Origin of the sequence: Brochothrix campestris (assembly GCF_046058945.1) — a bacterium.
GTDB classification, from domain to species: Bacteria; Bacillota; Bacilli; order Lactobacillales; family Listeriaceae; genus Brochothrix; species Brochothrix campestris.
In genome coordinates this window covers 738,336-763,882 of sequence record NZ_CP175511.1, presented here as the reverse complement: position 1 = coordinate 763,882, position 25,547 = coordinate 738,336, and the positions used below count along the sequence as shown (strand labels likewise).

24 protein-coding genes are annotated in these 25,547 nt (G+C 40.5%); 2 read left to right on the top strand and 22 right to left on the bottom strand.

Annotated features, from left to right (window positions below; genetic code table 11):
- Positions 1–15: 15 nt before the first annotated feature.
- The 13 genes from ftsA to ACJYYY_RS03830 form a co-directional block, all read right to left on the bottom strand.
- Positions 16–1,272 (bottom strand): cell division protein FtsA, encoded by a 1,257-nt coding sequence (ftsA, locus tag ACJYYY_RS03890; protein WP_408869132.1) that lies wholly within the window; start codon positions 1,270–1,272, stop codon positions 16–18.
- Between the two features lie 139 nt (positions 1,273–1,411).
- Positions 1,412–2,191: a cell division protein FtsQ/DivIB gene (locus tag ACJYYY_RS03885; protein WP_408869131.1), complete on the bottom strand. Its 780-nt coding sequence runs from the start codon at positions 2,189–2,191 to the stop codon at positions 1,412–1,414.
- Between the two features lie 27 nt (positions 2,192–2,218).
- On the bottom strand, positions 2,219–3,310 hold the full coding sequence (gene murG / locus ACJYYY_RS03880) for an undecaprenyldiphospho-muramoylpentapeptide beta-N-acetylglucosaminyltransferase (protein WP_035313338.1): 1,092 nt from the start codon (positions 3,308–3,310) through the stop codon (positions 2,219–2,221).
- Positions 3,311–3,428: 118 nt separating this feature from the next.
- Positions 3,429–4,775, bottom strand: coding sequence for a UDP-N-acetylmuramoyl-L-alanine--D-glutamate ligase (gene murD, locus ACJYYY_RS03875; protein WP_035313340.1), 1,347 nt, complete (start codon positions 4,773–4,775; stop codon positions 3,429–3,431).
- Position 4,776: 1 nt separating this feature from the next.
- On the bottom strand, positions 4,777–5,751 hold the full coding sequence (gene mraY / locus ACJYYY_RS03870; protein ID WP_035313342.1) for a phospho-N-acetylmuramoyl-pentapeptide-transferase: 975 nt from the start codon (positions 5,749–5,751) through the stop codon (positions 4,777–4,779).
- A gap of 26 nt (positions 5,752–5,777) precedes the next feature.
- Positions 5,778–7,244, bottom strand: a complete 1,467-nt coding sequence (locus tag ACJYYY_RS03865; protein ID WP_035313344.1) for a UDP-N-acetylmuramoyl-L-alanyl-D-glutamate--2,6-diaminopimelate ligase — start codon at positions 7,242–7,244, stop codon at positions 5,778–5,780.
- 35 nt (positions 7,245–7,279) lie between these two features.
- Complete coding sequence (locus tag ACJYYY_RS03860) at positions 7,280–9,553, bottom strand: penicillin-binding protein (RefSeq protein WP_035313346.1); 2,274 nt, start codon at positions 9,551–9,553, stop codon at positions 7,280–7,282.
- Positions 9,550–9,918: a cell division protein FtsL gene (ftsL, locus tag ACJYYY_RS03855; protein ID WP_035313348.1), complete on the bottom strand. Its 369-nt coding sequence runs from the start codon at positions 9,916–9,918 to the stop codon at positions 9,550–9,552. The genes ACJYYY_RS03860 and ftsL overlap by 4 nt, the downstream gene beginning before the upstream one ends.
- A gap of 29 nt (positions 9,919–9,947) precedes the next feature.
- On the bottom strand, positions 9,948–10,886 hold the full coding sequence (rsmH, locus tag ACJYYY_RS03850; RefSeq protein ID WP_035313350.1) for a 16S rRNA (cytosine(1402)-N(4))-methyltransferase RsmH: 939 nt from the start codon (positions 10,884–10,886) through the stop codon (positions 9,948–9,950).
- Between the two features lie 16 nt (positions 10,887–10,902).
- The gene (gene mraZ / locus ACJYYY_RS03845) at positions 10,903–11,334 is read right to left on the bottom strand and encodes a division/cell wall cluster transcriptional repressor MraZ (RefSeq protein ID WP_035313352.1); all 432 of its coding nucleotides are present in this window, start codon (positions 11,332–11,334) and stop codon (positions 10,903–10,905) included.
- A gap of 281 nt (positions 11,335–11,615) precedes the next feature.
- On the bottom strand, positions 11,616–11,948 hold the full coding sequence (locus tag ACJYYY_RS03840) for a DUF3397 family protein (RefSeq protein WP_408869232.1): 333 nt from the start codon (positions 11,946–11,948) through the stop codon (positions 11,616–11,618).
- Positions 11,949–12,124: 176 nt separating this feature from the next.
- Positions 12,125–12,304, bottom strand: a complete 180-nt coding sequence (gene rpmF / locus ACJYYY_RS03835; protein ID WP_035313355.1) for a 50S ribosomal protein L32 — start codon at positions 12,302–12,304, stop codon at positions 12,125–12,127.
- Between the two features lie 32 nt (positions 12,305–12,336).
- Positions 12,337–12,876, bottom strand: coding sequence for a YceD family protein (locus ACJYYY_RS03830; RefSeq protein ID WP_408869130.1), 540 nt, complete (start codon positions 12,874–12,876; stop codon positions 12,337–12,339).
- Between the two features lie 168 nt (positions 12,877–13,044).
- Here ACJYYY_RS03830 and ACJYYY_RS03825 point away from each other — a divergent pair, with 168 nt between their 5' ends.
- Complete coding sequence (locus ACJYYY_RS03825) at positions 13,045–14,220, top strand: nucleotidyltransferase (RefSeq protein ID WP_051456815.1); 1,176 nt, start codon at positions 13,045–13,047, stop codon at positions 14,218–14,220.
- Positions 14,221–14,304: 84 nt separating this feature from the next.
- Here the strand turns inward: ACJYYY_RS03825 and ACJYYY_RS03820 are convergent, their stop codons facing one another.
- From ACJYYY_RS03820 to cyoE, 7 genes are all read right to left on the bottom strand, one after another.
- Entirely contained in the window at positions 14,305–15,363 is a 1,059-nt protein-coding gene (locus ACJYYY_RS03820) for a SepM family pheromone-processing serine protease (RefSeq protein ID WP_035313358.1), read from the bottom strand.
- A gap of 3 nt (positions 15,364–15,366) precedes the next feature.
- Positions 15,367–15,849 (bottom strand): pantetheine-phosphate adenylyltransferase, encoded by a 483-nt coding sequence (gene coaD / locus ACJYYY_RS03815; protein ID WP_035313360.1) that lies wholly within the window; start codon positions 15,847–15,849, stop codon positions 15,367–15,369.
- A 6-nt stretch (positions 15,850–15,855) separates the two neighbouring features.
- The gene (rsmD, locus tag ACJYYY_RS03810) at positions 15,856–16,410 is read right to left on the bottom strand and encodes a 16S rRNA (guanine(966)-N(2))-methyltransferase RsmD (RefSeq protein WP_035313362.1); all 555 of its coding nucleotides are present in this window, start codon (positions 16,408–16,410) and stop codon (positions 15,856–15,858) included.
- A 27-nt stretch (positions 16,411–16,437) separates the two neighbouring features.
- On the bottom strand, positions 16,438–16,716 hold the full coding sequence (locus ACJYYY_RS03805; RefSeq protein ID WP_035313364.1) for a YlbG family protein: 279 nt from the start codon (positions 16,714–16,716) through the stop codon (positions 16,438–16,440).
- A 13-nt stretch (positions 16,717–16,729) separates the two neighbouring features.
- Positions 16,730–17,179: a YlbF family regulator gene (locus ACJYYY_RS03800; protein ID WP_408869129.1), complete on the bottom strand. Its 450-nt coding sequence runs from the start codon at positions 17,177–17,179 to the stop codon at positions 16,730–16,732.
- 41 nt (positions 17,180–17,220) lie between these two features.
- Positions 17,221–18,297, bottom strand: a complete 1,077-nt coding sequence (locus ACJYYY_RS03795) for a CAP domain-containing protein (RefSeq protein WP_408869128.1) — start codon at positions 18,295–18,297, stop codon at positions 17,221–17,223.
- A gap of 338 nt (positions 18,298–18,635) precedes the next feature.
- Positions 18,636–19,541: a heme o synthase gene (cyoE, locus tag ACJYYY_RS03790; RefSeq protein ID WP_035313365.1), complete on the bottom strand. Its 906-nt coding sequence runs from the start codon at positions 19,539–19,541 to the stop codon at positions 18,636–18,638.
- 199 nt (positions 19,542–19,740) lie between these two features.
- Between cyoE and ACJYYY_RS03785 the strand changes: the two genes are divergently transcribed.
- Positions 19,741–20,655, top strand: a complete 915-nt coding sequence (locus tag ACJYYY_RS03785; protein WP_035313367.1) for a heme A synthase — start codon at positions 19,741–19,743, stop codon at positions 20,653–20,655.
- 61 nt (positions 20,656–20,716) lie between these two features.
- Here ACJYYY_RS03785 and ACJYYY_RS03780 read toward each other — a convergent pair whose 3' ends face one another.
- Positions 20,717–24,151: a pyruvate carboxylase gene (locus ACJYYY_RS03780; RefSeq protein ID WP_408869127.1), complete on the bottom strand. Its 3,435-nt coding sequence runs from the start codon at positions 24,149–24,151 to the stop codon at positions 20,717–20,719.
- A 227-nt stretch (positions 24,152–24,378) separates the two neighbouring features.
- Positions 24,379–25,542, bottom strand: coding sequence for an FtsW/RodA/SpoVE family cell cycle protein (locus tag ACJYYY_RS03775; RefSeq protein ID WP_408869126.1), 1,164 nt, complete (start codon positions 25,540–25,542; stop codon positions 24,379–24,381).
- Positions 25,543–25,547 lie beyond the last annotated feature (5 nt).

Genomic DNA, 25,547 nt, shown 5'->3' with positions numbered 1-25,547 from the left:
GTCGCTAGTTTTGTGTTATTCGAATAATGAACCAAACATTTTTTTCATTTTATTTACAAGCTTATCTTCTTCAGCTTTAGGCTCTTTCATTCTTTCTTGTGGTGCATTGACGCTTTGATCTTCATACTCTTGAAGCTCATTAGGTTCACCATGCTCGATTTCATAGCTGATAAGTCCCACCGCGGTTGATAATGACGGATGTCTAACTCCAATGTAATCAGGATAAACAATCCGGACACGCGCTTGTAGCACCTGTTCAGCAATTTCCATCATGCCTGGAATAACGGTTGTTCCCCCAGTTAAAATATAACCGTTTGGCAACTTATTGAGCCCCGCTCGAACCAATTCATCATTAACCATCATTAAAATTTCTTCCAGTCTTGCTTCAATTATAACCGATAAATCCGTTTGATTGATGATAATTGGCTTAGAACCACCAATGACATCGATTTCAAATGTTTCTGCCGTGCTGGCATCGTTTGCATAAGCATAACCATGTTCCAGTTTGATTTGCTCGGCTTGACGCAATGAAATGTTTAAACCAATGGAAACATCCTTAGTGATTTGACTCCCGCCAACCGGGATGGCAAATGCATCAATCAATTGACCTTGATCAAAGACACCCACAGATGTAATGCCACCACCAATATCAATCAAAACCGTTCCGAAATCACGATCATCTTTTGTTAAACACGTTTCTGCAGCTGCAAGTGGTTGTAGTACCATCCCCGTTACTTCTAAGCCCGCGCGCTCGACACATCGTAAAATATTATGTACGATTGACTTCGAACCTGTAATCAGCGTTCCTTCAACTTCCAGTCTGACGCCAAACATCCCGGTTGGATCACTGATACCTTCTACGCCATCCACCTTATAGACACACGATTCAAAACTGATTGTTTCACGATCACTTGGTTTAGCAATTGCTTGTGCGGATTCAATCACATCTTGAATATCGTTTGCTGTTATTTCATTGTTTTCATTTTTAATGGCAATCATGCCATGACACCTTGCTAAATTTGTTTGAAAGTTTAACATGCTTACAACCACACGTTGAATCGTTACACCCACCATATCTTCAGCCTGACGAATCGCCGCTTTAATTGCCTCGACTGTTTTTTCGATATCAACTACCGTGCCACGACGAATGCCTTCTGAAGGGGCTCTTCCTACACCTATTACATTTAATTTTCCATCAGTGTGTTCGGCTATTATAACTTTTGTTGTCGATGTTCCAATGTCTAAACTTACATAAATTTCATTTTCACTCATACATCGGCACCTCCTTCGTCTCTTCATGTTTGTTTTTTTATATAAATATACCTATATTAAGTCTACACTAGTAAAAAGCGAAATAAAAGAAAAACTACACATTTTGAGGAAATTACTTCATATATGACCCTTTTCTCCCTCATTTCGCCTTATTTTTCCTACCTTGATTGTAATAGCTTTGATAAAATGCACCAACTTCTAAATCGATAATACCAGTTGATCCATCTGTAACTTGTCCCACAATCGAAGGGTAAGTCTTGATACTGGTTGAAAAATTAGCGAGACCGATGACCACTTGAAAACCGTCATTCATATTTATGTTCAAACGATTTTTATTTATTTTTGTCGGTTTATAAACAATTTCTGACATTGTGTTGCGCAGTTCAGCTGGTGTTTTCGTCAATTGTTTGGCCAATTCATTTAAGAGTTGTTTATTATTATCAAACCCGATGATTAACGGTTCGTTACCAATCGGATACTTCGAGACATTCTGTTCATCCAACAAACCCGAAGACAATAACGGGATATAACCATTAGTCTTTGGCATGTATGCTACTGGTTGCATTTCTTTAATCGTTAAACGATACGTATTAATCCCACGTCTTGTCAGCTCAGCTTTCTCAATCAAACGCGAGTCCGTAATTTTTTTTTCTATCGCACTACTGTGTATTCCAAAAATACTAACGTCTTTTTCCACCCCAGTTAAGGCCATCACCTGCGCTGTTGTCAGACGGCTATTATTGACGACTTCAATCGATTGCAGACGACTCAAAGGTGAAATTAAAAAGACAACGATTACGATTAGCAGACCAAACACACCTAAAAGGCCAAACAGTTTCCGACGTCGAACCTTGTCTTTGTATTCCTTTAAGCCCGGTATTTTTTCTTCGATTGAGACAACTTTCGTCTTAGCTGTCATACTTTCACCTCACCTTAACTGTTCGTTTTATTTCGCTAAATCTGTCACGAGATCACATAGGTCTTGGGCTGCCTGTGGTTTCCCTAAGGCTAGGGCTGCCGCTTTCATTTTTGCTTGATACGTTTCATCTAACAAACAATGATCCAATTGTTCGACCAGTTTCGCTGCGCTCAAGTCTGTTTGTTTAATCATTTCTGCTGCCCCCTTTTCAACTAAGGCCATCGCATTCTTTTCTTGATGATTATTGGTTACATACGGACTAGGAATTAGGATTGATGGCAAGCCTAACGCGGTAAACTCAGCTAAGCTGGTTGCACCTGCACGCGAGACAACAACATCACAATTACGTAATACGGCCGGCATATTGTAAATGAACGGCACGATTTTTACGTTACTGGCATTGATAGCCTTTGCAGCTGCCTCAATCTGAGCAAAATGAATATCACCCGTTGCACAAAGAACTTGATAATCTTTTTGTGCCAAAGTTGGTAAAGCTTCAATTATTGCCTCATTCAAAGCACGAGCACCGCGACTCCCACCAAAAATCAAGGCCGTTTTTTTAGTTAGGTCAAGACCGTATTCACTTAAGACTGCTGGATTATTTTCGGCTTGAACAACCTCTGTGGCACGTGGATTACCGATTAAGGTTACTTTTTCGGTAGGAAAATCTGCCATTACCGCTTCAAAGGCCACGGCAATTTTATCGACGTAACGGCTTAAAAATTTATTTGTTAAACCCGCCACACTGTTTTGCTCATGAATGACAGTCGGAATGTTCTTTTTAGCGGCGGCATACACAACCGGTGCACACACATACCCCCCCGTCCCAACTACAACATCGGGTTTAAATTCTTTGATTATTTGTTTCGCGCGTGAAACGCCCTTCATAAAGCGGGCAATCGTTTTTATATTTTCAAGTGATAATTTCCGTTTGAATCCGGTAATTTCCATCGTTTCAAAGGCAATGCCTGCTCGTGGTACGATATCGGCTTCTAAGCCTTTTGATGTCCCCACATAGAGCACTTCTCCATCAGGGTAATTTTCTTTAAACTGACGAACTAACGCTAACGCAGGATAAATGTGTCCCCCGGTTCCGCCACCACTAATTAATAATTTCATAATACACCTCTAAGTTTGATTAATATGTTCACTTGCTTATCAAAGAAAAATACTTTTTCCTTTGATAAACAGATGACCAAAGAGCCTTAAATAGGCTCTTGTTCGTCTGTTTATCACTTTACAATGCGTTGACTGCTTTGATAAATAAATCGCCACGGACTTCGAATGACGGCACTTGATCCCAGCTCGCACACGCTGGGCTAAGTAAAATGACATCACCTGGTTCACTGCACGTATACGCAACCGGAACGGCTTCTTCGACGTCGGTCACGATTTTAATGTGTTCAACACCCGCTTCAGTTGCAACGCGGGCAATCTTATGTTTTGTTTCTCCGAATAACACAACGGCGCGGACATTTTTAAAGAACGGCTTCAAGTCATCAAACTCATTACCGCGATCTAAACCGCCAGCTAATAACACAACGGGTTCTTTAAAGCCTTTTAGAGCACTCTCAGTTGAAATGATGTTGGTCGCTTTTGAATCATTATAAAAACGACGACCTGCTAACGTCTTAATAAATTGCGTCCGGTGTTCAACACCATTAAAGCTCGACAAGACTGCCATGATATTTTCGTTGCTCTCACCCTCAAGTTTAGCAACACAAATCGCTGCCAACACGTTTTCCAAGTTATGTTCACCTGGTAAAACAATATCTGCTTGACGGCCGATGATTTCCCCTTTAAACATCAGGTTCCCATCGAGCACATACGCACCTGCTTCGACAACTTCTTTCGTAGAAAAAGGCACAATCCGTGATTTAGCAGCTGTAACAAGCTCACGTAACTCTGGTTGATTCCAGTTAACGACTAAGAAGTCATCTGCTTGTTGGTTTTCAAAAATACGTAATTTCGCTGCCACATACCCTTGGCGTGATCCATGATAATCAAGATGCGCCTCATAAATATTAACGATGACCGCGATATGAGGACGGAATGTTTCAATCCCCATTAATTGGAAGGATGATAACTCCATCGTTATGATATCTTCTGCCTTGGCTTCCATTGCAACGCCTGACGCTGGAAAACCAATGTTTCCTGCTAACAAGGCTGTTTTTGAACGGTTTAACATCTCATTAATTAAGGTTGTCGTTGTGGTCTTACCATTCGTTCCAGTGACACCGACAATTTGTGCTTCGCTAATTAAGTATGCCAATTCAACCTCGGTAATAATCGGAATATTTAAAGTCAACGCTTTTTGAATCATTTGGTTTTCGTAAGGAATACCTGGGTTTTTAACGACCAATTCAAAACCTTCATCTAACATTTCGGTCGGATGTGAACCGGTAATAACCGTGATACCTTCTTCTAACAACCCTTGGGCTGCTGGGTTCTCATCAAATGACTTTTTATCGTTGACTGTCACAAAGGCACCGAGTTCATGTAATAACTCAGCCGCTTTAACACCGCTACGAGCAAGTCCTAAAACCAATACTTTTTTATGACGAAAAGAAGTAATCTTTTTCATTTTACAGCACCTCCATTAACACGGCAGCAACGGCACAAACTAAGCCTGCTGTCCAAAAAACAAAGACAACCTTCGTTTCTGACCAACCACCTAATTCAAAATGATGATGAATCGGTGTCATGCGGAAAATACGTTTTCCATGAGTCAGTTTGAAGTACGACACTTGCATCATGACTGAAACTGTTTCAATCACATAAACGAGTCCGATTAAGAGCATCAACCATTCAACCTTTAATAATATCGATACAGCCGCCATTGAACCACCAAGAGCAAGTGAACCGGTGTCGCCCATAAAGACTTTTGCTGGATTACGATTGAAGATTAAAAAGGCCAGTAAGCCACCAATAATCGCCATACAGAAGTACATCACAGCTAAGTTATGTTGGTGATAGGCGATAATCGCAAAGGCACCGAAAGAAAAGATGGCTAAGCCCGCCAATAAACCATCTAAACCATCTGTTAAGTTCGTCGCATTTGAAAAACCAACGAGCCAAAAAATAATGAAGAGTCCATACACATACGGTAATTCAACCATAATGTTTGTAAACGGAATGTTAAGGGCATCGGTGTAACCATTTAAATGGTAAACAACGTAAAAGAGAATACCAATCACTAATTGGCCAATCAATTTTTGTTTAGCCGTCAAGCCGAGGTTCCGTTTTTCACGGACTTTGACGAAGTCATCCCAAAAACCAATAAAAGCATAGCCTAGGAAGGTAATTAATAACAACCACATGCCCGAGACGCTCCCGCGTGAAATTCCAGTGCCAATCAAGGTTGCAATAAAGACAGCTGGGACAAATACAATCGCTCCCATCGTCGGAGTACCTGATTTAGCCTTATGACTTTGTGGCCCTTCTTCTCGTTGCTCTTGTCCCACCTTACGTTGACGCATTGCTGAAATGTAAATAGGTAACGCCATCAACGTTAAAATGAATGCGATGAACGCTGTACCAATAATGAATTTTGTAGACACTTTCGTTCTCCCCTAACTGTTTTTGCTTACTTTAGATTTTTTATTGCTTGTTCTGCTACTTCACGATCATCAAAATGGTGTGTGACTGAACCGATGATTTGGTATGTTTCATGTCCTTTACCCGCTATTAAAATAACATCATCATCCTTCGCTTCATTGACAGCTAACTGAATCGCTTTTTCACGATTAATTTCTTTAAGATAAACCGCCTCTGCCGATACGCCAGCTTCCATCTGATTTAAGATCGTCATGGGATCTTCTGACCGCGGATTATCTGATGTCAAAATCGCCACATCCGCTTTTTGCACAGCAATTTTCGCCATGATTGGACGCTTCGTACGATCGCGGTCACCACCACAACCAACCACACAAATAATTCGACCTTTGACAAAGTCACTGATTGTTTCTAACACATTTTCTAAACTATCAGGCGTGTGGGCATAGTCAACAATGACAGGGAAGGCTTGTCCTGCACTAACGAGTTCAAATCGTCCAGCCACACCTTTCAGTGATTCAATTGATTTAATCGCTGTTTCCAATGGTACACCTTGTACATAGGTTGTGGCAATAGCTGCCAATGCATTATACACATTGAAATTACCGACTAACTGCATCGCAATCGGGTATGTTTTTGCTTGAAAATGAAGATTGAAGGTTGTCCCTTTGCCACTGATTGCAATATCAGTCGCTTGGAAAGTCGCCGGCTTGCGAATGCCATACGTTACAACATGAGCCGCAGTCGCCGTTATCATCCGTTCGCTGGCGGCATCATCACTATTAATAACAGCAAATTTCGGACGATTCGAACGGTAATCATTACCTAATTGGGCAAACAACAAACTTTTAGCAACGGCATACTCATCCATTGTTTTATGAAAATCAAGATGGTCTTGGGTTAAGTTTGTAAAGACTGCTACATCATAGTCACAGCCATGTACACGGCCCAATACAAGTGCATGTGACGATACTTCCATTACGGCTGTATCGACATATTCTTCGCGCATGCTTGCAAATAAACGTTGTAATGTGAGACTGTCGGGTGTGGTGTTTTTAGTTGTTTGAATCGTATCACCAATTTTTTGATACATTGTACCCACCAATCCTGTTACTTGGTTGACACTGCGTAATACATGTTCGATTAAATGCGTCACGGTTGTTTTACCATTCGTTCCTGTTACAGCAATCATCTTCATTGCTTGTGTGGGATGATTGAAAAAAGCACCTGCTAAAATTGCCATTGCACGGTTAGTGTCTTCAACAATAATGACTGGCACACGTGTTTCAGCCAACGGTTTTTGAGCTAAGATTGCAACGGCACCTCGTTCAATTGCTTTATCGACATAATCATGACCATCAACAGTATAGCCATCAATACAAATGAAAAGTGTGCCGGGAGTGACTAGACGACTGTCTTGTTGCATGTCTGTTATGTCAACGTCCTGCCCCTCATAGTTCGTTAATGGTAGCTGTTTCATCAGTTCAATCAATTTCATTTTATCATCGTCCCTTTCTTAAATCCCTACATTAATTATTGTCCCACTATCGTTCCAACGGCTTCATTAACAGCGGTTCTTTCAGTGGCAGCTGTCGTTTCTTCATCAGCTGTCGTTGACGGTTTCACATTGTATTTTTCTAACGTTTCCGCCGCTTTCATCTCTAACGTAATCTTTGTGTTCGCGTTGACTTTCTCACCAGCTTTAACACTTTGTTTAGCGACATAACCTGAACCATTAAAGGTTAAAGGGACTCCGCTTATTTCAGAAAACTTCAAGGCATCATTTTTTGACCAATTTGCCATATCTGGTATCGTAATGTTACCGTTTGTTAATAAAAGCACCCGTTGTTTCTCGAGAATTCCTTCACCTTTTTGTGGCAGTTGTTGCACTATTTTAGTCCCGTCTCCCACTACTGTGACAGATGCCTTCGATTCTTTCAAGGCTTTTTGTGCTTGAGTGATGGTTTGGTCAGTCAATTCTGGCATAACGACTGACTTAGCATTAATTGTCTTTTCTGGTTTAATATTTAAATATTGTAAACTCGTCTGCATTACCGGATTAAAAATCGATTTTATCACATCGGTACTCGATTGACCTTCTTGGATAATTGGTTTTTTAACGGTCACATACATAACAAGTTGTGGATCATCTGTTGGGGCAATGCCCATAAATGAATAAATATAATCGTTGGGACCTGTCATATAGCCTGAGCCATCGGTATTTGCGATTTGGGCAGTCCCCGTCTTTCCGGCCAGTTTGTAACCATCTAATTTATACATTGAACCCGTACCATCTTCAGCTTCGATAACAGAACGCAATTGTTCAAGTGTTTCGTTCGCTGTTTCTTTAGAAACAGGTGTTCCGACCTGAGTCGGCTTAGTGGTCGTGACTTTACCCGTCACGCCATCTTTTACTTCTTTAATGTAATATGGTTTCATCATTTTACCATCGTTAGCAATGGCACTAACACCTTGCATCATTTGCATGGCTGTCACGGTTGTTCCTTGACCGAATGATGTTGTGACACGTTCAATCGGGTAACGGTATAATATATCGCCACTCGCCTCATTGGCTAATCCACTACCCGTTGATTTACCTAATCCAAATTTTTCAAGTGACGACTTAAAATTACTCGTCCCAATCTTATCAAGTAAGTTAGCAAAAGCAACGTTTGAGGAAATAGCAACCCCTTCATTAAAACTAATTGTGCCCCATCCTTCACCATTGTTCCAGTCGTTGATTTTAATATCATCGACACTGTACGAACCTGATTTATATAAGGCGTTCGGATTGTATACGCCTTTTTGAATAGCAGTTGCCAGCGTGAAAATTTTCATAACTGAACCTGGCTCAAACGGTTCCTCTGCTACAAGGTTACGCCAAGACTTATCCAATCCTTCTCGTGTTTGCGCATTAAAGGTCGGACGTTGGCTCATAGCAACGATTTCACCTGTTTTAGGATTCATCACAACTGCCATCATTTCTTCTGGTGTGTATTTAGCTTGGGCCGCACTCATCCGTTCTTCCAATAAAGTCTGGATGCGCTTATTCAACGTTAAGGTTAACGTGTTACCATTTTCAGCTTTTTTAAGCACCTTGTCAGCGTTCGGTAAAATCAACCCTAAATTATCCTGACTATAGTTGATTGAACCATCCTTACCACTCAATTCATTTTCTTCACTCGCTTCAATTCCCATTTGACCGGTTTGAATCGTCTTGTAGCTATCGTTAACTTTAACTTCCTCATTTTTCACAATTCCCACCAAATTTGAAGCAAAAACACCGTTAGGATAAATCCGCTTATTTGTTTTAGTGAAAATAATACCTGGTAGCTTTTCTTTTTCTAAGGCCATCTTTGTGGCTGAGCTAATATTTTTACCTGCCGTACCAAACTCAACCTGGTACAATCTAGGATTATCTTCAACTTTATTTAAGGTTTTCAAAATATCGGCTTCCTTCATATCGATATACTTACTCAATACTTTCGCCGTTTTCACACGATCAACCACATGTTGTGGGTTATCTTTATCGATTGTGACACCTGGTGTCACAACCGCAACCATTGAATAACTGACGACATTTTCAGCAATGACTTCACCATTCGTATCTAAAATATTACCTCTTTGTGAGAACAATGTCTCTTTTTGCAAGTACTGTTGTGCCGCTTGAGCCGCGAGTGGCTTACCGTTAGCAATTCCGATAATTTCTAAATATAAAAAGCGACCTATCAGTATAATAAAAAACAAACCGAAAAGCACGCGTAAAATCACGGCGCCTTTTTTTCGGTTTTTCGTTAGTTTTTTCATTTAATATCCACAGCCTTAACGTTTGTTTCACTCGATTTAAGACCGCTTTTATTCGCCTCTTGATAGACACGGTCGTAACGACTTAATTCATCAACATTCGCTTTCAAATCGGCATTTGTTTGTTTTTGTTGCGTAATTTTATTCTCCTGCGTTTGAATGTGACTACTCAGCGTATAATTGTCCGCTTGCAGCGATAACATCCAAATCGATAAGAGAGCAGAAACTGTAAGTGTGACGGACACAAAGACATTTCTTACTTTGCGAAAGACACGTTGTTCGTAATTATCTACTGCTGTCTTCGTTATTGTTTGTTTTACTTCACGTTGTGGTTGCCGTTCGATTTGTCGCGCTGCCATATTTGCCATCTCACTCAGCTCCATTCTCTTTAGGTTCGTTAGTCTTTAAGACATTCTGCCACACGTAGTTTTGCTGAACGTGCGCGGTTATTCTGTTCTAATTCTTCATCCGACGGTAAAATCGGCTTGCGCGCAATAATTTTAATTTTTGGTTGGTACTCGGTTGGAATCACAGGCATATTACGAGGTACATGAGGGCCTTTAGCATAATCTTTTAAAATCAGCTTCGTGATACGGTCCTCTAGCGAGTGAAAAGTGATGACTGACACGCGACCACCAATGTTTAGTAAGTTGACCGCTTGATCTAGCGATGCTTCGACCGCCCCTAATTCATCATTAACGGCGATTCGGATGGCTTGGAATACCCGTTTCGCTGGATGACCACCTTTACGTCTCGCTGGTGCTGGAATCGCATCTTTAATCAATTCGACTAATTCACCCGTTGTTTCAATTCGTTTTTCCACTCGACGTTTTTCAATTAAACGAGCGACTTGTTTTGAAAATTTTTCTTCGCCATATTGGAAGAAAATACGCACTAATTTTTCATAAGGCCATTCGTTGACAACCACTTCGGCTGACAATGCTTGTTGCCGATCCATTCGCATATCTAACTTAGCATCTTGATGGTAGCTAAAACCACGTTCTGCTTCATCCAACTGTGGCGACGAGACACCTAAGTCATATAAAATACCATCGACTTTTTCAATCCCACGTTGTTGTAATTCTGTTTTTAAATCACGAAAATTTGCTTTAATCAAGGTGACTTGACCATCGTACTGCGCAAGTTTCAGCTTTGCATTGTCAATCGCTGTTTGATCTTGGTCAAACGCATACAGATGCCCTTTGCTGCTTAACTGCGACAATAAGTAGGCGCTATGTCCTGCACCACCTAATGTGCAATCGACATAAACACCAGCCGGTTTAATCGCCAAAGCATCTACTGTTTCATGTAATAAAACCGTTTCATGTTGAAACATATCTCCACCATCTTCTCTATAAATTAAAATCTGTCATTTGTTCTGCAATCTCACTAAACGACTCTTCTGCCCCCGCAAAGAACGCTTCCCATTCGGACTTAGCCCAAATCTCAATGCGATTCGATACACCGACTACCGTCGTTTCTTTCTCTATCAATGAATACGTCAGTAAATTCTGAGGTAGGTTAATACGTCCTTGCTTATCTAATTCACATTCGAGCGCTCCTGATAAGAAAAAGCGCGAAAAAGCACGTGCGTCTTTTTTAGTCATTGGTAATGCCTGTAGTTTCATCGTTACTTTTTCCCACTCGTGCATCGGATAAACAAAGAGACATTTATCCAAACCACGAGTGACAACGAAGTGATCACCTAATTGTTCACGAAACTTAGCCGGCATAATTAGTCGACCTTTTACATCGATATTATGAGCATATTCTCCCATAAACATAAGCGCACCTCATTTCTGCTTTAATTTTACCACATCCCCCCACTTTCCACCACTTAGAACCTAAAAAAAAATAGCTTTTCACCTATTCAAAACCAGCTGTTCGTTTAACTAGTTTTTTTGAATCTTTTATCCTATAAAACAGCTTTTTAAAAATAGTTATTCTTAACGCACGTCTTTTCTATCAAAAAAAAGAAAGCACGTTTACACGTACTTTCTGCCAACCTCATTTCCGAAGTCAATAACTTCAGACAAATCCACAAAAAAAGCATCACTCACCTTTTTTAACTAAAAAACATTAGTACGATAGCAGACGAATAGGTCAAAGGTAATAGTATGAGTAGGATTTTAACATACCCTTTCAACACTTTTTTTACATACAATTCTTTTTTTACAGCATTGAATACTAAAATATACACGACACCAACTACCAGATAAAACAGTAGACAATAAAGAAATAGTTGTTCGTTATCTTTCGCGTCGAACAAACAGAAACACGCAACAAGCAAACTGACAATCAACACATAGGATAAGAACGCTTTAACCCGTGCGCTTTTGATGAATATTTTCAGTACTACAAACAATATAATAGGCAACACAATTAAACCCACTGTCATTAAAGTCATTACCGACACCTCACTTATGCACATTGATCATCCGCTGATGACCTTTTAAATAAGTATACGACATATCATTTTGTTTTGCGAGAACGAAAAAAACCTCCCCAAGAGCCATGGTCTCTCGGAAAGGTTAATTAGCAAAAGTGGACGTTTCACCTTTGCGGTGTGTTGTATTATGCTTTCGCTTCTACAACTGTCACACCTTTATATTGTCCACATTCAGGACATACGCGGTGAGATAATTTTGATGCGCCACAGTTAGGGCATGCAGTCATACCTGGTACTTCTAACTTGAAGTGAGTACGACGCTTGTTTTTCTTAGCTTTTGAAGTTCTACGTGCTGGTACTGCCATTTTCAAACACCTCCTTAAATAAAAATTAAAGATTATTCATCTTTTTTAAAATAATCAGCTAAAGCTGCTAATCGAGGATCGCCCTTAGGCGCCTCAGCGTCTTCAGACTGTTGTTCCTGATTGTAATACTCTTCTTGTCCGATAACAACCCAACCCTTGCCCGCTTTTGATGCTTTTTTAGCATCCGTTGCGTACACTTGCATAGGAATATCAACGAGGACACATTCTTCTATAATCGGCATTAAATCTACCTGATTGTCAGTCATCTCATATACATCATCACTACCCGTAAACTCAGTTAAGTCTTTGACCATCATTTCGTTAAGTGTTAAGTCTAACGGATAAGGAACATCAACTAACGTACGCGCACACGGCAAAATAATTACCCCTGTAACTTTAAGAGAAATCATTACCTGCTCACGTTGAGCAACTAAGTGTCCTGACACATGGATTGAATTTGCCGAACGTACATCTTTATTTTTAGTATGCAAAATTGCAGTAAGATCTACCACTTCTTCAACGGGAAATCCAGCTCTGTTTTTTTGTATTTGTAAAAAAGACCATTTCAACATTTTTTATCACCTCTACATGGACAACAAGACCAATTATAGCGTTAAATCACATCATTTGTCAACCTTATTATCTTTAAAGACCGTTATTCATTGATTCATTTTTCTTTTAACACTTTTTTTTGTTATGATAATGATTATATAACAGAAATGTGCGAAAGGATTGATGTTATGAAAGCTGTTGGAATCATTGCCGAATTTAACCCATTCCACAATGGGCACCGTTTCATTTTAAACCATGCGAAGCATAAATCACAAGCAGAAGTTTTAATTGTTGTCATGAGTGGCAACTTTTTACAGCGGGGCGAACCCGCTCTCATTAATAAATGGCGCCGGACGCAAGCCGCCTTAGCTAACGGTGCTGATCTCGTGATTGAATTACCTTTCACTGCCGCAACTGAATCGGCCGAAAATTTCGCCCGTGGTGGCGTTCAACTATTACACGACCTTCATTGCGACACCCTTTGTTTTGGGACTGAAGACGGCGATTCTATACCATACGAAGCTTTAGCTGTCTTTTATCAACAGGAGACAGCCCGTTTTGACGATCTTATTCAAGAACGTCTAGCCGAACACTATACGTATCCAAACGCACTCACAGCCGCTTGGGAAGCCTTAACACACGACACCTGGCCTAATATCAATTTTCGCCAGCCGAATATCCTGCTCGGTTTACAATATGCCATTGCCAATCAACTTGGTAATCACCCCATGCAATTATTACCACTCAATCGCATTGGCGCCCAACACAGTGATGAGCATATCGCGCACGAGGCCTTTGCGAGTGGAACGGCGATTCGTTCGCGTGTGCTTGAAGGCCATGACATCACCGCCTTTATCCCGGAAAACACACAACAACTCGTTACAGAAGCAACCAAACATACTTGGGCGGACTACTGGCCCCTGCTCCACTACCAATTATTGTTACAATCACCCGCACAACTTAGTTTGTACCACGGGATTAGTGAAGGAATCGAATACCGCCTCATCAACGCAGCCAAAAAAGCGAATTCCTTTAGCGAATGGCTCTCTTTAGTCAAAACAAAACGCTATACTGTCAATCGCATTCAACGAATGGCACTCAACATCCTCATGCAACATACTGAAGCTGACTTTCAACTGCAACAACAAAAAACATACCATCATTTGCTCGGCATGAGCACAACTGGACAAGCTTACTTAAAACAATCTAAAAAAACACGTTCATTCCCTGTAGTAGCAACTTTTTCTAAAGCACCACCTGGATACACGTTTGTTGACGAAAAGGCAACAGCGCTCTATCAGCTGCCATTTAAGAAAGTCTCCGCCAACGACTATACTCATCCTCCGATAAGGATTGAGCTATAACACTTCATCCACACAGTCATTGTTAAAAATAATAAAACGAATGCGCTGTCGAAAGTGATCGAAAGCGCATTCGTTTTATTGAGGTTACTCTTTTTTTATTGGTAATTTTTGCAGTGTGACAATCGCATCATTAAGTGATTTAACTGGAATAATCGTCATCGACGTATCAATCGCCTTCGCAACTTTAAGTGCGTCGTCATAATTCGAGTGAACTGATGAATCGGCCTTCTTCATGTCAGCGGTAATTTCATCATCGGGCGCTAAGAAATAATCCTTGCCCGCTTTAGCAGCCGTCACAATCTTTTCCTCTATTCCTCCGATACGTCCAATTGTACCATCTGCTTCAATTGTACCAGTGCCGGCAATCTCATAGCCACGCGTTAAATCTTCCGCCGCAAGACTACTATAGATTTCGAGCGAAAACATAAACCCGGCCGATGGTCCACCGATTTTTTCAGTGTGAACCGTAACCTTCGGCGTTGTCTTAACTTCTTTATCATCAACTAAGGTAATACCAATTCCTACTTTGCCTTTTTTGTCGATGTCAATTAATTTCACCTGACCGCTACGTTGAGACATTTCGCCTGCTTTAGTATACGTCAAACTGACCGATGAACCTTTTTTGCGCGAGCCGACATATGCTATAAATTCATCCGATGATTTAAATTGCTTACCATCGATGGCATGAATCGTGTCACCAGCTGCCAACAGTTTTTTTGCATCACTCTGATCGACTAACGATAAGACAAACACACCGTTATATTTCGCCTCTGCTTTGAGTCCAGCCTGCTTAAAAGCCGCTTCGACTGCATTGTTTTTAGCACTATTCATGTAATACATTTGACGAACATTAAATTGGGCATCCGTTTCACCTTCGGCGCGCAATTCGCTCGCTTTGTCGATTTCTTGATATTTCATTAACGAGGCAATGAGCAACGTCACCGGAGTTGCATGCTGTAAACCAATCGTCGTCAAACTAAAACTCCCTGTTTTGTTAGCGTGTTTGCCGGCGACACTAATCAACGGTTCTAATTTTTCAGTCGTACCTGGCTTCGTAATATAATACGGCACTGGGATAAAAATTAACCCTAATAGCAGCAAGGTAATAATGACTGTAAGTAGTTTCTGCAATGTTTTATTCATGCGCTACCCCTGCCCGAACTTTTGTGCCACGTCAATCGCCACAAAGTCTGGCACAAACTGTTGCACCGAACGACCGTATCGCGCGATTTCTTTTACAATTGAAGAACTAATCACTTCATGTTGTGGGCGCGCCATCAAAAAGACAGTCTCGATTTCAGGTGCCAGTTCGGCATTCATAGTCGCAATCGGCCACTCATAATTGTAATCGGTTGTGTTACGAATCCCCCTAACAAAACTATCCGCTTTAACAGTCCGGGCAAAATCAACTGCTAATCCCTCAGAATGAGTAACAATCACAGAGGTATCATTAGCAAAGGCTTGTGTGAGATGGTTGAGACGCTCATCAAGACTAAAAAGAGTCTGCTTCGCCTGATTAACCATAATCACGACGTACACACAATCAAACAATCGACTTGCACGCTCGACAATTTCAAGATGACCATTTGTTAACGGATCAAACGATCCGGCATAAACAGCAGTTGACATCGTTCATCACTCTCCTACTTCATAAAAGCTCAAACTAGTAATACCATATAACGCTTGTTTAAAGCGACTAAAACCACCAATCACATCCGGGAGCTCATAAGTTTTTTCATGTTCTACCACAATGATTGACTGCTCAGACACTAATTTTAACGTTTCAATTTTATTCAATAACGCTTCCATTTGATGAAAACGATAAGGCGGATCCAAAAAGATTAACTTGAAGGTATCGCCCGATTGGGCCAATTGATCAATCGTTCGCAACGCCTCACCTTTCTTAATAACTGCTTGTTTTTCTAAATGACATTTTGCGACATTCTCGGTAATAATTTTAATCGCTGGCGCGGCTTGATCAACAAAGACTGTTTCATCAATCCCCCGACTCAGCGCCTCAATTCCAAGACCACCACTGCCCGCAAAGAGATCCAATGCTTTTCCGCCATCAAAATAAGGGCCAATGATATTGAACATTGACTCCTTAATTTTATCGGTTGTCGGGCGTGTTTTATCACCTGGTACGGCTTTCAATTGGTGGTTTCTAACTGTTCCTGCTACAACTCTCATCATTATGCTCCTTTATTGTTCACTTCGTTAGAGTGAGTGATACTCTAATTCGACATTTGGATTTTCAATCGTCGTATAGGTTGTCTTTATAAATGGACGTTGCGAAACTTCCACTTTTTTAACCCAATTCAACGTTTTTAATTTAGCAACGACACCCTCAACATCATCACAATTACAGTAAACAACACCGTACTTCATTCGACGTGATGTATATTGCAAGTGACCGTAACGACGTAATGTTTTTAACTGTTTAAAATGATGACCCCAAACAACAATCCCTTGTCGTTCAATTGGTGTAAATGTCATAAATTCCCTCCTCTTAACCTACTGAGCAACCACAGCCGCCTCCGGTACTACAGCCACCGCCATGACGACGTTTCCCTTCGAAAAACGGATTGCCCACAGGCACTTTTACTTGTTCTGATACACTTTCGCCGATGAGGATACCCACTTGGTCCAATAATGATTGTACGCCCATTTCGGCTTGACGAAAAGTCATGATGACTTCATCCATGTCTAACTCTCGCTTCAATCGACGTGTTTCCCGGTTAATCTCTTTGTACTCGGGATGATAACGTCCAAATCGTTGCACTTCATCGAATCGCTCTTTCATTGTTGCAAAAGCTTTTATTTTTTCTTGCGTTACTGGTGTCGTCATTAATTGTCTTTTGGCAGAATGGTATTCTGACATCGCTTCTGATTGATTGATCATCTCAGCAAGTTCGTCTGCTAAATCAAGCACTTCAATCGTTTGATAGGTTGCAAACATCTAACCACCCTTTCTTATAATACTCTCTTAATTATACTGCTTTATGAAGGGTCTGTCACTTCCGCTACATAGCCAATGATTTGCGTTGTATAAAACTGAAAGCTTCCGACCCCCATAACGTTCGCATTCTCTAGCTCCAACGTTTGACGATGACTAGCTGAACTTAACCACGCGGCAAAGGTCGCGGCACCATCGACGTAATTAGCCGCAATATTTTCTTCAACTTCCTCAAATACGAGTTCAGAGACGGTCATCCGTTTTGCTAAATCACCCTTTGTAGCAGAATCATGGCTAAAAAATTCATTCTCGTGCATGTCCTTACTATGAGCACTTGCCGCCTGCCCAATTTTTTTGTTTTCAACTAACGTACTCAAGCCCCGTTTCGTCCGATAAATATTAGTTAAATCAACAATATCGCTGTTCATCCCTGCATTAATTTGACGCCATTTTTCATCAGATAATTTAGGTACCTCATAAAGTTCCCCTTCATAAACTGATTCATAAGGATGCAGTTTCACTAACGTATCGCTATCCATAAATGAGACTGCGAATAACTCACGTGCGTTCGAATCAATCGTCAACTGGGCATAGCGATTGGGTGCAAGTTTAATTAAAGGGCGCGTATAAAGGTCGTCTTCCGATAAACTCAATTGATATTTCCCATAGCTTGAATTAACAATGATTTCAGATTCCATCGCATAGCGATTCATGATTGTCTCAACTGGCATCCCAATTTCAAAGGGATTAATTTCTAGCTTATTACCGACTACATTGATTCGAACAACACGATCTGCTAATACACCAACCGTCATGTAACCTTGCACACCTTTGGTAAATACGTATTCCTCATATTCGTAAGCCGTTTGTTCCACCCGATCTGCCTTACCATATTTTTTTTCAATCGTCGCGTAAGGCTTGCCAATATATTTTGCAATACTCTTATCTTCGTCGTATTTCAGTGCCGTTTCTTTCGAGGCTACTTTCATTTTCAAATCACCTTGTTTCGCATCATACGTTTGAAATAAGGCAGTACTTTTATCCTTTGTGTATAAAGGAGAAGTATAGGCAATTAACATAAAAAGCACGACTAACAATAACACTTTTAAAATACTTTTCATTTTTCCCCTCTCCATCAAAAAAAGATATTAACAGTAACAACGAAACGTTACTGTTAATATCTTGAGACTGAAGATAAACGCTGTACTAGGTCGTTACGACTTGCTCGCTCGGGATTACGTACCATCAATACGCGCACCGTCACTCGCTCGTCGTTCCTACTATAACACCGTTTCTTTTCAGTCAAGTCATTTTGTACACAAAGTCACTGTAATAGCATTACAAAGAAAATGAAGTCTGTTTAGACTTTGTCTACATTCTGAGATATTAACAGTAACAACGAAACGTTACTGTTAATATCTTATCGTCTTTCTTGAATTCATGCAATCATCAACTGTGCTTACACAAAAGGTGCTAACACCATCATCGCCACAAATAAAATCATTAGATAGCTTAATGAGAAGAAAAACATTGATTTTGCCCATTGATCTGGATCGGCGGTTTTATAGCCGCGTAACCCGAGCACAAGCCACGCAATATTCATAATTGTCGCTAACACAACATAGATTATACCGAAATCAAACATGAAGAATGGTAACACGGTTAAAAAGCCCACCCAGAGAAGGATGCTTTTACGCCCTCGTTCTACACCTTTAACAACTGGCAGCATCGGAATACCTGCAGCTGCATAATCAGCACGACGACGGATGGCAATTGCATAAAAATGCGGTGGTTGCCAACAAAACATGAATAAAAAGAGCATGATTGCTGGTAATTCTAACGTTGGCGCAATTGCAAACCAACCAATTAGCGGTGGTACTGCACCTGAAAACGAACCGATAATCGTATTTGAAACAAGGTTTCGTTTCGCCCACATCGTGTAGACAACGTTATATAAAAACACACCTGCTAAACCAGTAATACCGGTCATCGGATTAATCATGAACAGCAACACTTCACCGACAACGGTTAAAGCAATAAAGGCTACAAGTGTCATTTTCGGACTAATTCGCCCCGTAATTGTCGGCCGTGTTTTTGTTCGCTCCATTTTTTTATCGATGTCACGATCGTAGTAATTGTTCCAACAGCCTGCTCCCGCAATAATCGCCGCCGTACCGATTACAAGCATAATAACGGTCACTATGTTTTGTAAAAAGGGTGTGTTCGTATATTGGAAAGCAATCCACATCCCTGCAAAGGCAGCAATCGTATTCGAATCAACGATGCCCATTTTTACAAGCCCCGTCAAATCATTGATTGTAACGCGTGACGTTGCTTTGTTTGTTTCAAGACTTTTTTCTGTCATATTATAAACCCCTTACCTTCTTTTTTCCTAAAAAACTCTTATATCAATATACCATATTTCACATAATATACACCAACTAATTGTTTAGTCATATTTCAGACACATTTATTCAAATTGCCAAAATGACCTCTTGGGTGTTTAGCGATTATAAGGTAAAATTAGAAGTGATTGTATTAAAGAAAGTGGGGTTCTCTTACACATGACTAAGTTTTTAAAAATTCTCTCAATAGTAACAATCGTCTTAATGACTGTTGTGGTGTTCGGTGGTGCTCTCGTAACAAAAACAGGCTCCGCCGATGGCTGTGGCGCTACATGGCCCTTATGTAACGGACAACTCGTTAATTTAACCGATGTCACCATCGAAAAATTAATTGAAGTGTTCCACCGTCTTTCAACGGGACTAGCCTCTATTTTCGTGATTGCACTTGCCATTTTCTCATGGCGCTATATTAAAGGACGTGCCGAAACAAAGGTTATTGCCATTATTTCAGTTGTTTTTTTAGTTTTACAAGCAATCATGGGTGCGATGGCAGTCGTTTGGAGTCAAAATGCCGTTATTATGGCATTGCATTTCGGAATTTCAATCATCTCATACGCTTCCATCGTGATGCTTGCCTTGTTCATCTTTGAAATCGACCTTAAGTTCGATGCCAAGTCGGTTAAAATGACCAAGAAATTACGCTACAGTATTTATTACTTGTTGCTTTTTACGTACATCGCAATTTACACCGGCGCCTTAGTGCGGCACATGGATGCCAGCTTAGCGCTACCGTCCTTCATGTTTGAAGATGGTAAATTTGTCATGCCGACAACAACGCCACAATTCGTGCAGTTATTACATCGAGCAGCAGCCTTCGTCTTGGCGGTTTGGATTGCTTGGCTTGCTTGGTACACATCGAAGCACTACAGCCATTCCAAAGTATTACGTGGCTGTTCATCACTCCTTGTACTCCTCGTTGTAATTCAAATCATTTTAGGGATTGCTACTGTTGACTCAAACGTCAACCTCTACATTGCCTTAATGCATTCCTTAACCATCACGATTATCTTTGCCGTCTTGAGCTACTTAGCATTGATCGCATTCCGTAGTGGTCGACGTAGCAACAACAATTAATATGCCCTATCAAAAGAGCCTGTCCAACCGTTTGGTTGGACAGGCTCTTTTGACATTTCGGTTAATCTAATTCAATCAGCAAATCAGCGGTTTCAATTGCATCACCGACTCCGATGTACACTTGTTTAATCGTGCTATCGTATGGCGCTTGAATCGTTGTTTCCATCTTCATTGCTTCTGTCACTAAGATTGGTTGGCCTTTTTCGACCTTATCGCCTTTAGCGACTAATACTTGCAGAACGCTCCCTGGCATTGTCGCACCAACGTGACCACGAACAGATGGTTCGATTTTACGACGTGTCGCAATCGTACTCGTAACGTTATTATCTTTAATTGTTACCTCACGTGGTTGACCATTTAATTCAAAGTAGAAGACACGCGTACCATCTGGCATTGCTTGTGAAATCGAGTTCAATTTAATGTTCAACGATTTACCGCGTTGAATTTCAACTTCAATTTGTTCTCCTAAACGCATCCCTTTAAAGAAGGTTGGCGTATCTAGTTTTGTTAAATCACCAAATTGATCGACCATTTTTGTATACTCAACAAATACTTTTGGATACAGTACATACGAAATAATTTCTTGTTCAGACGGTTCATAACCAATTAAGGCTGCTAATTCAGCCTTCACATCGTCAAAGTTGATTGGATCAAGCAAGGTGCCTGGTCGTACTGTAATTGGTTCACGATCTTTTAAAATTACCAATTGTAGTTTTTCTGGGAACCCTTGGTAAGGTTGACCTAATTGTCCTTCGAAGAACGAAATAACTGACTCTGGGAAATCAAGTGTCAAACCTTTTTCGTAAATATTTTCTTCATCTAGTTCATTTTGCACCATGAACAATGCCATGTCGCCAACTACTTTAGAAGATGGTGTCACTTTAATAATATCGCCGAACAACACATTGACTTTCATGTACATCGTTTTAACTTCTTCCCAACGATCGCCTAAACCAACAGCGCGTGATTGTTGTTGTAAGTTAGAGTATTGTCCACCTGGCATTTCATGGTCGTAAACTTCTGTTTGCGGTGCGTTTAAGCCGTTTTCGAAATCAGTATAGTAACGACGGACATCTTCCCAATAACGGTTAATGGCTTGTGAATTTTCTGGATTTAAGTTTGGTGTCCGACTGCTATTTACCTGACCGTAGAACAATGTGGTCATGCTTGGTTGTGACGTAGAGCTTGACATTGCGCTCGTCGCAACATCAACAATATCAACGCCTGCACTGATGGCGGCAGCATATGTATAGTTCCCATTACCGCTCGAATCATGCGTATGCAAGTGAATTGGAACGTCAACTGTTTCCTTCAGTTCACTAATTAAGCGATAAGCTGCCTGTGGTTTCAAGATACCTGCCATGTCTTTAATCGCGATAATGTCTGTTCCGACTGACACAAGGTCCTTCGCTAAGTTTTTATAGTAATCAATGTTATATTTCGGACGGTTTTCATCTAAAATATCACCCGCATAACAAATCGTTGCTTCAACTAGTTTGTTAGCATCTTTGGTCGCTTCAATCGCTGTTTCCATATTGGGAATCCAGTTGAGACTATCGAAAATACGGAACACATCAATGCCGGCCTCAGCTGATTGTTTAACGAATTCGCGCACCACATTATCAGGGTAGTTTTTATAGCCCACTGCATTAGCGCCACGCAATAACATTTGGAACAATACGTTCGGTACTTGCTTACGCATTGTTTCCAATCGCTTCCAAGGGTTTTCATTTAAGAAACGGTAAGCGACATCAAACGTAGCCCCGCCCCACATTTCGTAAGAGAACATATTAGGTAATAAGCGTGCCATTGCCGGTGCAATCGCTGTAATGTCCTTAGAACGCACACGAGTCGCCAATAACGATTGATGTGCGTCACGCAACGTTGTATCTGTTAACAATACTTCTTCACGAGATTTAATCCAATCGACAACCGCTTGTGGTCCACCCTGTTCTAAAATTTGTTTTGTACCCGCTGGTGGCGGTGTCTGTAAATCAATTTTAGGATAGCGAACTGTATCAAATAATTCTTTTTCTTTATGATCAATCCCAGGGAAGCCGTTAACGGTTACGTTGCCAATGTAGCGTAATGTTTTGCTGCCACGGTCACGTAATTGTGGAAATTCAAACAGTTCTGGTGTCGTATCAATAAACGACGTATTGTAGTTCCCTGTAATAAAGTTTGGATGCTCAACAACATTTTTTAAGAAGAGGATATTCGTTTTAACACCACGGATACGGAACTCTCGTAAGTTACGTTCCATTTTACGAGCCGCTTGTTCTAACGTCATCCCCCATGTACACACTTTAACGACCAATGAATCGTAGTAAGGCGTGATTTTGGTTCCTTGGAAACCACTACCCGCATCTAAACGTACACCAAAACCACCCGGTGAACGGTACGTATTAATGACACCTGTGTCTGGCATAAAGTTGTTTAACGGATCTTCAGTCGTCACACGACATTGAATCGCTGAACCATTAATGCGAATGTTTGCTTGTGTCGGTACGCCAACTTCAGAATCAAAAATATTATAGCCATCTGCCACATATAATTGCGTTTGAACAATATCAATCCCTGTGATTAATTCCGTAATTGTATGCTCAACCTGCACGCGCGGGTTAACTTCGATAAAGTAAAACCCTTCATCTGAAACTAAGAATTCAACTGTACCAGCATTGACGTAATCAACATTCTTCATTAATTTAACTGCTGCATCACAAATTTCAGCACGACGTTCATCGCTTAATGTCGCACATGGCGCAACTTCAACTACTTTTTGATGACGACGTTGTACGGAACAGTCACGTTCGAATAAATGCACAATGTTGCCATGATCATCACCAAAGATTTGCACTTCGATATGTTTTGGATTCAGGATACATTTTTCAACGTATAACTCATCGCTACCAAAAGCTGCCTTTGCCTCTGAAGCCGCCCGTTCATAGCCGTCCTTCACTTCTTTTTCATTATTAACGATACGCATTCCACGACCACCACCGCCAAGAGCGGCTTTAACCATAATCGGATAACCGACTTTTTCAGCAAATGCTTTTACTTCATCAAGTGATGAAACAGAACCATTCGTGCCTGGAATAACAGGAATACCTGCGAGTAACGCTTGTTCTTTCGCTTTAATTTTATCACCGAACATATTCAAATGTTTTGGCTGTGGTCCAACAAACTTAATACCTTCTTCTTCACAGCGTGTTACAAACTCTAGGTTTTCTGACAAAAAGCCGTAACCAGGGTGGATTGCATCTGCACCCACTTCTTTGGCAATTCGTAAAATATCTTCAATATCTAAATAAGCATCGATTGGTTTTTTACCTTCACCTACTAAATAGGATTCGTCTGCTTTGAAACGATGGAGTGATGCTGCATCCTCTTTCGAATATACCGCAACGGTTTTTATATTTAATTCATTACAAGCACGTAATATACGGATAGCAATTTCCCCTCGGTTTGCTACGAGAACTTTGTGAATGTTTTTCATAATTACCCTCCTAGTATGTTTGAAACTTATCTTTATATTATAGTATTACTTTAATGTAATTGTAAAATATTTTTTCGCTATCAATGCTAATACTTTCGGTTTTTTTTACATTCCAACCGTTATTCACTACAAAAATACGTGTATTCGTTATTTTTAAGCAAAAAAAAACGAACATATTCTCGTATGAACAAGAATATATCCGTCAAAAGCAAGCGATGTTCTCATCGTTATAGCTCTAATCGTTTCCGTTTGTTTTTCATACTAATATTAGCGACAATCCCCAACGGAATTAAAATCGACAGCAGTGATGAACCCCCTGCACTAATAAACGGCAATGCGACCCCCGTTAACGGCATCAAACCTGTTGCACCACCGAGATTAACGGCTGACTGGATAAAAATCCAGCTCGCCATCCCATAGCAGATTAGGGTTGCAAAACCGTCTTCAGCTTCAGAACCAATCCGTAAACACCGAAAAATCAAATACCCCAGACCGAGAATAACGAAGGCGACCCCGATAAACCCTAATTCTTCGGCAATGACAGCAATAATAAAATCGGTGTGTGCCTCAGGTAAATAACCTAACTTTTGAACACTGTTGCCAAGCCCTTGTCCAAAAAAACCACCCGAACCAATCGCATAGTATGAGTTAATCACTTGATGCCCCGTCGTATCTGAATACTTAAACGGATCAGAAAAACTAATTAACCGGTTGGCTCGATTTTTCCCGAGGACACTAATGAAAATGTGTGGCACATAGATTACGAGTGTAAAAACAACAGCCACTAACCCTAACAAGACGCCATATATATTAACCAACCTTCTCATATCAATACCCGAACCCGCGATGGTGAATAAGATAATACCTAAGTATAAAATTGACATACCGACATCAGGCTCTGCCCCCACCAATATTAAAAAGCCACTAAAAATATATAACGGTTTAATCAACTCTTGATTCGTTAACGCATAATCCTCATTTTTAGTACTGTATATTCGCGCAACATATAATACGAGCGCAATTTTACAAAATTCAGCAGGCTGAATCCCAAATAACCAACTTTTAGACCCATTAATATCTTCGGCAAAAATCAATACCATCAATAGTGAAAGCAAGGCAATTCCGACCATCCACATTGATATTTTCGCTTGCTTGAAAAAGCGATAATTAAAAAAGGCAAAGAAGAAAAAGACGAAAAAACCTAAACAAGCAAATTTTATTTGCTTCGCAAAAAAATAATAGGGCGATACGTCTTTTTCAATTGAGATTGTCAAACTTGAGCTATAAACCATGATACAACCAAAGATAACCAGGGCTGTAATGGCGATTAATAGGCCGTAATCAAACGATTTCATATTTCTTAAGAGTCTTGTTTTGACAGTATTAGCCATGATGT